The organism is Okeania sp. SIO2F5, from assembly GCF_010692685.1.
GTDB lineage: Bacteria > Cyanobacteriota > Cyanobacteriia > Cyanobacteriales > Microcoleaceae > Okeania > Okeania hirsuta.
In genome coordinates, this window is the sequence record NZ_JAAHGU010000089.1 from 18,234 (window position 1) to 30,208 (window position 11,975).

Sequence of the window (11,975 nt, forward strand, 5' to 3'; positions counted from 1 at the left end):
ATCTAAGGTAAAATTAAAATGGATTCTAATCAGGGTAGTTTACTAACAAGAATAGCGATTGTAGGTGTGTCTTGCCGTTTTCCTGGAGCAGATACTCAAGAAGAATTTTGGCAGCTACTGAAGGAAGGTCGTAACTCAATGCAGAATCTTCCTTCAGAGCGTTGGGGAAATCTATTTAATTCTATGAGTTCGGAAATAGATTTATCTACTCAACGTGGTGGTTTTTTGACAGATATAGATTTGTTTGACTCATCCTTTTTTAGAATTAATCCCAAGGAAGCGCAGTTAATGGACCCGCAACAAAGGTTGTTGCTGGAATTATCTTGGGAAGCAATGGAAGATGCAGGATATGCAAGCGATACATTAAAGGGTAAATCAGTAGGGGTTTATGTAGGAGTTTGTCACTACGACTACAGGAGTTTATTAGAAAAAGGTTTGGATACAGCCGAAATAGCTCAAATCGCTACTGGTACAGCTCCAGCAACTTTTGCTAATCGCCTTTCTTATTTTTATGATTTTCATGGTCCTAGCTTGACTGTTGATACAGCTTGTTCCAGCTCTTTGGTAGCCTTGTCTGAAGCGGTAAATGCCATACGTCGCGGCCAGTGTCAAACAGCGTTGGTAGGAGGTGTGAATTTAATCTGCTCTCCTGTGAATAGCCAAGTTTATACTGCGGCGGGTATGTTATCTCCCGATGGAGTATGCAGAGTGTTTGATGCGGGCGCTAATGGGTTTGTTAGGGGAGAAGGAGGGGCTGTAGTTGTACTTAAAGATTATCAAAAAGCGCTGAGGGATGGCGATCATATTTATGGGGTTGTTCGCAGTGTAGCGGTGAATCATGGAGGGCAAGCAAGTTCATTTACTGCACCAAATCCCCAAGCTCAGGCAGAATTGTTGGAAGAGGCTTATCAAGAAGCTAATATTGATATAGAGTCAGTAAGTTATATTGAAGCACATGGTACGGGCACATCACTGGGAGATCCAATTGAAGTTGAGGCTTTAAATGAAGCGTTTAAACGTTTGAGTTCAAGTGGGAAGTTGCCTGCTAATAGTTGTGGTTTGGGTTCGGTTAAAACAAATATTGGTCACTTGGAAGGCGCAGCAGGTATGGCTGGACTAATCAAAGTTCTGCTGTGCATGAGGTATGCAACTCTGCCATCTTCATTAAATTATCAGCAACTTAATCCTGAGATTGAATTAAAAGAAGGTCCGTTTTTTGTGGTGGACAAGCTTCAATCTTGGGAAGTAAAAGTTGATGGGGCGGGAAAACCTTATCCACTGAGGGCAGGGTTAAGTAGCTTTGGTTTTGGTGGCACAAATGCTCATGTAGTTCTTGAGGAAGGAATAAATAAGAAGGAAGAAAGAAGAGGGGGTCAGAAACCTTCAGTTCATCTATTAACTCTTTCAGCTAAAACAGAAACAGCTCTTGGGGAGTTGGTGAGTCGTTATCAAAAATATTTAAACAGTAATCCGGAATCAAACTTAGGAGATATTTGTTACAGTGCTAATACTGGGCGAGTCGATTTTAACCATCGAGTAGCAGCGATCGCCTCGAATAAACAGGAGTTGGCAGAAAAGCTGAAGGAATACCAAGGTGGGGAATTAACAGCAGGAGTATTAACAGGGGAACTTCCTGAGGGCACAAGAAGGGTAAAAGTAGGTTTCTTATTCACAGGTCAAGGTTCCCAGTATGTGAATATGGGTCAACAACTGTATCAAACACAGCCTGTTTTCTGTGAAGTGTTGGATAGGTGTGATGCAATACTAAGTTCGGAGATGGAATTTTCTTTATTAGATGTTTTATATAATAAAGATTCATCTCTACTAAACCAAACAGCTTACACTCAGCCAGCTCTGTTTGCAATAGAATATGCCCTATATAAATTATGGGAATCTTGGGGAATTAAACCTAGTATAGTAATGGGCCACAGTGTGGGAGAATATGTCGCTGCAACTGTAGCCGGAGTATTTAATCTTGAAGATGGTTTGAGATTAATAGCTGCTAGGGGCAGGTTGATGCAACAGTTACCTTCAGGTGGAGAAATGGTTTCTGTGATGGCTTCAGAATCTACAGTGAGCCGACTCCTGGAACCTTATCAAGAAATAGCGATTGCAGCCATAAATGGACCAGAAAGCACGGTTATTTCTGGGGAGTCTGTGGCAGTAACAGCTGTAGTAAGTAGCCTGGAAGCAAAAGGAATCAAAACCAAAAAACTAGAAGTATCTCATGCTTTCCATTCACCATTAATGGAACCAATGTTAGCAGAGTTTGAAGCTGTAGCTAATAAACTAACCTACAATCAACCTCAAATACCTATTATATCTAATGTGACAGGGACAAAAGCCGATGGTAGTATTGCTTCCCCTCAATACTGGGTTAATCATGTCCGTCAACCAGTCCGCTTCGCCGAAGGAATGAAAACGCTACATGAACAAGGGTATGAAATATTTATAGAGGTTGGACCGAAACCAGTATTATTAGGTATGGGCAAGCAATGTTTGCCAGAAGATCTAGGTGTCTGGTTGCCATCATTGCGGCCTGGAGTGGATGAGTGGCAACAAATGCTATTGAGTTTAGGAAATTTGTATGTAAAAGGAGCCAAAATAGATTGGTTAGGGTTTAACCAAGATTATACTCCTCAGAAAGTAGCATTGCCGACTTATCCGTTCCAACGAGAAAGACATTGGATAGAAACCAAGGTAAATCATAAAAATGTATGGAGAGAAAACTTTCAAAAACAAGATAGTCATCCACTATTAGGTGACAAAATAAAATTTGCTGGGAAACAAAAAATCTTTGTTTTTGAATCTTATCTAGGGAGAAAAAATCCACCTTACCTGAGTGATCATCAAGTATTCGATGAAGTTCTCTTCCCAACTACAGCCTATTTAGAAATGGCTACGGCAGCAGGCAAAAATATTTTTAATAATAGCCAAGTCAAAGTAACGGATTTAGTTATAGGAAAAGGCTTAATTTTGCCGGAGGCAGAACTCAAGATAGTACAAATAGTACTTACCTCTGTAGAAAACAATAGCTATAAATTTGAAATATTTAGCACATCAGAAGAAGGTTTAGATACTTCAGAATGGATATTCCATGCAGAAGGAAAATTAGCTCTGGACTCTAGCACTGAAAGCAAAACAATAGACTTAGAAAAATACCAGAAAGAGTGTAGTCAGGCTATAGAAATATCAGCGCATTATCAAAAATCTCAGCAACTGGGAATTTACTATGGAAGTAGTTTCCAAGGAATCAAACAGTTGTGGAAAACTGATGCACAAGCGATAGCGGAAATTGCCTTACCCCAAGAAATAGCAGCAGAATTAACTAATTATAATATACATCCAGCTTTACTAGATGCAGCATTGCAGGTAACCTTAGATATACTCCCAGAAACAACAAATGGAAATCAAGCTACTTATCTGCCAGTAGGGGTAGAAAAATTTAAGATATATGGTATAGTAGGAGCTTCTCTGTGGGCACACGCATCAATAGCAAAGGAAGAAAATAGGTCTAGTGTGATTGGCGGAGAAATCTGGAAAGCTAATGTAATCCTTAGTAATCAAGCGGGAGAAATCATTGCCAAAGTAGAAGGATTACAATTTAGAAAAGCCAATGCTGAAAACCTATTAGGCAAGCGAGAATCAATTACTAAGTGGATGTATGAAGTAGAATGGAGAGCCAAAGGTCGTTTAGGCCAGCTACCAGCACCAGATTATCTACATTCACCAAAAGAAATTGAACGCCAACTACAGCCAGTAGTCAGTGAACTTATAGCTCAGAAAGACTTAGATAGCCATGGGGAAATATCTCGTCACTTAGAGAAATTAAGTTTTGGGTATGTATTACAGGCAATAAAAGAAATCAAAGGTTCTTTTGAGATAGGAGATATATTCAATGGGGAGAATGAAGCTCAACGTTTAGGAATAGTCCCTAGTCAACAGAGACTTTTCAAACGAATGCTACAAATGTTGGCAGATCGCGGAATACTCAAAGCAATTTCTGAGACTGATTGGCAAGTAATCGAAACTCTTGAAGGTAAGCAGATTGATAATTCTCAAGAAAAAGGTAAACAGTTAGAGATTCAATATCCAGAATCAGCAGAATTAACCTTACTAAATCGTTGTGCTTCTCAACTAAGTAGTGTATTGCGAGGTGCAATAGACCCAGTTCAGTTAGTATTTCCATCGGGAGATTTAACTACAACGAGCAAAATGTACCAAGAGTCTACTGTAGCTAAGGTGATGAACACAATAGTAGAAAAAGCGATCGCTACAGCTATAGAAAAACTCCCCAAAGCACAAGGTGTAAGATTACTGGAAATTGGAGCAGGCACAGGAAGTACAGCTGGCTACATTCTGCCCCATCTACCACCAAATAATACAGAGTATGTATTCACTGATATCGGAGCTCTGTTTACTACAAAAGCTCAAGAAAAATTTGGAGATTATGCTTTCGTAGACTATCGTAAATTAGATATAGAATTAAACCCCACAAATCAAGGATTTGAGTCACATCAATATGATGTAATTGTTGCAGCTAATGTAATCCATGCGACTAAAAGCCTCAAAGAAACATTATCCCATGTCAAACAACTGTTAGCACCAGGGGGAATGTTGGTCTTATTAGAAGTGACAACTCGTCAATGGTGGCTAGATTTCGTGTTCGGATTGTTGGACGGGTGGTGGAGATTCCAAGACACAGAATTACGACCAGATTATCCTTTGTTAAGTCGTTCCCAGTGGCCTCAAGTATTGAGTGAAAATGGTTTTAGGGAAGTAGTCATATTGCCAGAAGCGGAAGGAAGACTAGAGGCTTTGTTAGAGCAATCAGTAATAATTGCTCAAGCAACTCCAACAGAGTCATCAGTATCACAGACACCTCAGCAATGGTTGATACTAGCAGACTCTCAAGGCCGAGGTCAAAAGTTAGCTACCCAATTAGAGTCAGCAGGAGATGTTTGTACCTTAGTATTTGCAGGAGATAAATATCAAAAACTGCCATCGGGAGAATTGACACTCAACCCAGACAACCCACAAGAGTTTGAACAACTGATTACAGAAGTTGCGATCTCTATGCCAGCCTTATATGGAGTAGTGCAATGTTGGACAACAGAAATCGTAGAGGGTGAAAAAATAGAAGAAGTATCTCGATGGGGATGTGGTAGTACATTATCCTTAGTACAAGGATTAGTGAAAGTAGGGTTATCAACATCGCCACGATTATGGTTAGTGACAGCGGGCGCTCAACCAGCACCATCAAATCATCCAGTAATTCCAGGATTCGGTCAATCTTCAGTGTGGGGAATGGGGAAAGTAATTAGCTTAGAACATCCAGAATTGAACTGTGTGCGCATAGATTTAGACCCGCAAACAACCATAGAAGAGCAAGTATTAACATTATGCAGTGAAATTAAGTCTTTAGACAAAGAAGACCAAGTAGCACTGAGAGGAGATGGTCGCTATGTAGCTCGATTGGTAGCGAGTCATCATCAGCAACAGAAACAACTGGTAGTACCATCACAACCATTTAAACTAGAAATATCAGAAAAGGGTAGTTTAGATAGCTTAAGTTTAGAACCTACTAACAGGAGAGAACCAGCAGCAGGGGAAGTAGAAATTCGAGTTAGAGCCACAGGGCTGAATTTTCGTGATGTGCTGATTGCCTTAAATCTCTATCCAGGAGAGCCAGTTATGGGAGTAGATTGTGCAGGTGAAATAGTGGCAGTGGGAGCAGGAGTCAAAGATTTTCAAAAAGGTGACTTAGTGTTGGCGATGGCTATGGGTAGCTTTAGTCAATATGTAACGATTGATACCCGATATGTGGCTCTCAAACCAGAAAATTTGAGCTTAGAAGAGGCAGCATCTATTCCCGCCAACTTTTTAACAGCCCATTATGGTTTGCAGTATCTAGCCAAGATTAGAAATGGCGATCGCGTCTTAATCCATGCAGCAGCAGGTGGTACAGGCATGGCCGCAGTGCAAATAGCCCAGGCAGCAGGAGCAGAAGTTTTTGCTACCGCTAGTCCGGCTAAATGGGAAGTATTGAGGCAGATGGGAGTCAAACATATTATGAACTCCCGGACATTAGAATTTGCTGACCAGATTATGTCATTGACATCCGGTCAAGGGGTTGATATTGTATTAAACTCTCTGACATCAGGGGAATTTATCAACAAAAGTGTGGATGTGCTGAATGACCATGGTCGGTTTGTGGAACTGGCAGTACGTGATATCTGGGATGAAGCCAAAGTCAAAGAAAACAAACCAGATATGGAATACTTTCGTGTGAATCTACATACAACTTCTCTTGAGGAACCAGAATTAATTAACTCGATGTTACAGGAGTTGAGTAGTATGTTAGCCACAGGAAAACTCAAGCCACCACCGTTGACGCTATTCCCAATAGAGGAAGTAGTCAGTGCTTTCCGTTATATGCAGCAAGCCAAACACATAGGCAAAATTGTGGTCACTCAAACAGAACCAAGTCAGGATAGTACAAAAATCAGTTTCCGTGATGATACTTCCTATTTAATTACAGGAGGTATGGGAGGCTTAGGTTTACTGGTAGCTAGTTGGATGGTGTCCCAGGGAGCCAAGCACATAGTATTGATGGGACGGCGTGACCCAGATGAAACAGCTCAAAAGAAGATCAAAGAGTTAGAAACAGCAGGAGCATCAGTGGTAGTAGAAATTGCTGATGTGTCAGATAGGGAGTCGATGGAAAAGGTATTATCAAATATCAACCATTCCACTTTCCCACTAGCAGGAGTCATTCATTCAGCAGGAACCTTGTCGGATGGAGTCATACAAAATCAAACCTGGTCAAGCTTTGAGAAAGTAATGGCACCGAAAGTACAAGGAGCTTGGTATTTGCATGAATTGACTAAACAGCAGTCATTAGACTTTTTTGTACTGTTTTCTTCGGTGGCATCTTTGTTAGGAAACCCAGGACAAGCCAATCATTCAGCAGCCAATGCCTTTATGGATGGTTTAGCCCACTATCGTAGAACGATGGGATTACCGGGATTGAGTATTCATTGGGGTGCGGTGTCTCAAGTGGGAGAGGCAGCGGAACGAGGAGCAGATGTGAGGTTAAATGAGCAGGGAATGGGAATAATTCCTCCAGCTCAAGTATTAGAGTCTCTAGAACTACTGATGAGTGGTCAACCTACTATGGAAGCTAACCATGGAATAGAAGTAGGGGTAGTACCGATAGAGTGGTCAAAATGGCAAGAAAGAGTAGGAAAATGGAGGTTTTTAGCAGATTGGCAAGAAACTACACTAGAAGTCACGGAATCATCAAAGTCAGATTTTGTGTTAAAGTTGGAAGCTACAGCACCCAGTGAGCGTCGGTCGTTATTAGTGGCTCATGTGCGTCATCAGGTAGCCTTAGTATTAGGCATTAATAAACCTGAATCAATTGGATTAGAAACAGGGTTTTTTGACTTAGGTATGGATTCTTTGACTTCTGTAGAGTTGAGGAATAAGTTGCAAACTAGCTTGAAGTGTTCCCTACCTTCTACTCTAGCTTTTGACTACCCTAAAATTGGAGTTCTAGTAGATTATTTGGCTAAAGATTTACTGATTTTAGAAGAGAAGAAAGAGAATGACAGCGATACAGTTAACCGTAATTCCAATCAAAATCTTCAAATAGATAACATTGCTCAAAAACTAGCAGAAAAATTAGGAGTAAATTAGGAGGTATTTCAATGATAAGTAACCAAGAGCAAGAGTATGCACAACTGATGCAAAAAGCATTAGAAAAGATTAGTACGTTAGAGGCTGAAGTAGATAGACTTAATAATCAAGAGCAATCTGAGGCGATCGCCATAATTGGAATGGGTTGCCGTTTACCCGGAGGTGCATCTACTCCCGAAGCCTTCTGGGAACTTTTACAAAACGGAGTAGATGCAATTACTGAAGTGCCATCAGACCGATGGCCTATCGATAGATATTACGACTCTGATCCTAACGCTCCCGGTAAAATTTCTACTCGTTATGGAGGCTTTGTAGAAGGACTACAAAAGTTTGATGCTAATTTCTTTGGTATTTCTCCTAAAGAAACAATTCATCTAGACCCTCAACAGCGATTACTCCTAGAAGTGAGTTGGGAAGCGTTAGAGCGTTCGGGAATAAATCCCCAAAATCTCAAAGGAAGCTTGACAGGTGTATTTGTTGGTATTTGTAGTAACGACTATACTCAAAAAATACTAAGCCTAGGCTATGAACAAATTGATGCTTATCTAGCTACAGGAAATAACCATAGTGCAGCATCAGGACGAATATCTTACCTTCTGGGATTAAAAGGACCCAATTTAGCAGTAAACACAGCTTGCTCCTCTTCTCTAGTTAGTATCCATTTAGCCACCTCCAGTTTAAGGAATAGAGAATGTAATTTAGCTATAGCAGGAGGAGTGAATAGATTAATATCTCCAGAGTTTAGCATCAATTTTTCAAAAGCCGGAATGTTATCTCCTGATGGTCGGTGTAAAACTTTTGATGCAGCAGCAAATGGATTTGTTCGAGCTGAAGGATGTGGTATAGTTGTACTCAAACGTTTATCAGATGCAGTGGCAGCCAAGGATAATATTTTGGCAGTGATTCGTGGAAGTGCCATGAACCAAGATGGTGATACCAGTGGATTGACAGTCCCTAATGGTCCATCTCAGCAAGCAGTGATTCGTCAAGCCTTGGAGAATGGAGGAATAGACCCAGGGAGTGTAAGTTATATAGAAGCTCATGGTACAGGCACATCTTTGGGAGACCCCATAGAAGTAGGAGCAGTAGGAGAAGTATTTAAAAAGACTCACACTCAAGACAAACCTGTAATTATGGGTTCAGTGAAGACAAATATAGGTCATTTGGAAGGAGCCGCAGGGATAGCAGGTTTAATGAAAGTAGTATTGCAATTGCAACATCAACAAATAGTACCTTCGTTACATTTTCATCAACCGAACCCCTATATAAATTGGGAGGAATTACCTGTAGAAGTTTCAACTCAGATGAGGTCATGGCCAGAGGGTGGTATGTCTCGTGTGGCAGGAGTGAGTTCCTTTGGTTTTAGTGGCACTAATGCTCATGTAGTTTTAGAAGAAACTCCGCTAGAATTCAGAATTCAGAAGTCAGAAGTCAGAAGTGATAATGAAAGTGCAGTTTCTGTGCCAGAAGTAAATGATTTAGAACGTTCGCTGCATATATTAACTTTGTCAGGAAAAACCGAAACAGCTTTGAGTGATTTAGTCAAGAGTTATCAAAATTATCTACAAGCACCAAACAATAAAAATGATTTAGTTGATATATGTTATACGGCTAATACATCAAGAGCTGACTTTAACTATCGATTATCCGCCCTCGCTTCAAACCGACAAGAATTAGTAGAAAAACTGCAAGAGTACAAATCAGGAGAAATGGGACCAGGGTTGTACTCAGGAGAAGTAACAGACGACAGTATTACTCCTAAAATAGCCTGTTTATTCACAGGGCAAGGGTCTCAATATGTAAACATGGGTAGGCAGTTGTACGAAAGTGCACCCCTTTTCCGAGAAGCTATTAACAAATGCTCACAAATTCTCAGCTCTGAACTAGAAGAGTCTCTGTTGAAAATCTTGTATCAGGATGACAACTCCAAAGCATCGCTATTGAACCAAACGGGTTATACTCAACCTGCTCTGTTTGCTCTTGAATATGCCCTATATCAACTATGGAAGTCATGGGGCATAAAACCAGATGTAGTAATGGGACATAGTGTAGGAGAAATAGTAGCAGCAACAGTAGCAGGAGTATGGACTCTAGAAGAGGGTCTGAAACTAATAGCAGCCAGAGGCAGACTGATGCAACAGTTGCCATCAGGTGGAGAAATGGTATCAGTAATGGCATCAGAATCATTGGTGAGTCAATATATCACCCCTGAGAGTGAAGTAGGGATTGCAGCAATAAATGGACCAGAGAGCGTAGTCATTTCAGGAGAGTCGGTGGCAATGAAGAGCATTGTCAATCAACTAGAAGCCAAGGGAATCAAAACCAAACAACTAGAGGTATCCCACGCCTTTCATTCACGATTAATGGAACCAATGTTGTCGGAATTTGAGGCAGTGGCCAATCAACTAACATACAATCAACCTCAAATCCCAATCATCTCCAATGTTACAGGGCAAATAGCAGATAGTAGCATAGCCACAGCCTCTTACTGGGTAAATCACATTCGTCAACCAGTAAGATTTGCTCAAGGAATAGAAACATTAAGACAACAAGGATATGAAATATATCTAGAAATGGGACCAAAGCCAATATTGTTAGGAATGGCACGTCAATGTCAACCAGAGAGTGTAGTCGAATGGTTACCATCATTACGACCAGGAGTAGATGAGTGGCAACAGATGTTATCGAGCTTGGGACAGTTGTACATTAAAGGAAGCAAAATAGATTGGATAGGATTCGACTCTGATTATATTCGTCAGAAAGTAGCCCTGCCCACATATCCATTCCAACGAGAAAGATATTGGATACAGGCAAATCAACAGCGCACTCAAAGCCACCGACAAAAACAAATTCATCCATTATTAGGTCAGAAAATACCAAATGCAACTACTCAACAAATATTTCAATCATACTTAGAAGCAGACTCACCAGCCTACCTCAGTGACCACCAAGTATTTGAAAAAGTTCTCTTCCCAGCTACAGGCTACCTAGAAATAGCATACTCAGCAGCCAGAGCCATACTAAATGTAGAGGAAATAGCTATATCAGAGCTGATCATAGCTCAAGGATTAATCCTACCAGCAGGCCAAATCCAAACCATACAAACAATACTCACACCCCTAGAAAATAACCACTATAAATTCCAGATTTACAGCACAAAAGAGGCCGAAAATCAATCAACCCCCGAATGGATATTGCATACAGAAGGGAATATCCAAACCCAATCCCCATCGGCCATCAGCAAGCTTGACCTAGAAAAATACCAGAAAGCCTGTACTCAAGCCATAGATATTTCAGAACATTATCAACAATTTCAGAAAATCGGTATCAAATACGGAAATAGTTTCCAAGGTATCAAAGAACTATGGCAGGGGACAGGTCAAGCCATAGCACAAATCTGCTTACCAACGGAATTAACTCAAATCACAGAATACAACCTACATCCAGCTCTATTAGATGCAGCTTTACAAATCATAGCTTACACCATCAGCAATGACAAAAAAGGGGAGCAAACATATCTACCAATAGGTATCAGCAACTACCAACTGTATCATCCCATCCCCACTAGAGTTTGGGCTGTAGCTGAAATCACAACCACCCCTTTAACAGCAGATGTCTTCCTTGTAGACAACCAAGGAAAAATTCTCGCCGAAATTAAAGGATTAAAAGTAAGAGAAACAACAGCAGCAGCCCTATTAAAAAGCCTATCACCAAACATCAGTCATTGGTATTATCAAATCAACTGGCAACCCCAACCATTGCCACAGAGCAGTCCATCAACCAGCCAAATCAACAAATGGTTAGTATTCACAACAGAAACTAAAATCACACAAGCACTAGAAGAACAAGGTATAGAGTCAATCAGAATCACACCAGGAACAACATATCAACAACTAACACCCAAGCACTATCAAATCAATCCCCAAAACCCAGAAGAATATACTCAACTACTACAAAACCAGCCATCAATCACAGGTATCATACATCATCAATGGTGCAACCAATCGCAGTCAAAACTAGAGCTAACAGAACTACAAACAAATCCAGAACAAACCTGTAGTAGCCTGCTGCATCTAGTGCAAGCCATCATCAAAACCAAGCCTGAGACAATACCAAAACTATGTATTATCACATCTGACAGTCAAAGTGTACTTTCAGAGATAGAGGTGACAAATCCCGCATCAGGTAGTTTGTGGGGATTAGGGCAAATCATCAGCCTAGAACACCCAGAACTAAGATGTCAACGCATAGACTACGACAGCAAATCAGAACAG

At 40.7% G+C, this 11,975-nt stretch carries 2 protein-coding genes; both read left to right on the forward strand.

The genetic code is table 11. The features are described 5' to 3' along the window. The first annotated feature begins 18 nt into the window (after nt 1–18). Nucleotides 19–7,701 (forward strand): type I polyketide synthase, encoded by a 7,683-nt coding sequence (locus tag F6K27_RS22515; RefSeq protein WP_287275946.1) that lies wholly within the window; start codon nt 19–21, stop codon nt 7,699–7,701. 11 nt (nt 7,702–7,712) lie between these two features. Next, a partial coding sequence (locus tag F6K27_RS22520; RefSeq protein ID WP_287300921.1) for a type I polyketide synthase occupies nt 7,713–11,975 on the forward strand: 4,263 nt, incomplete at its 3' end.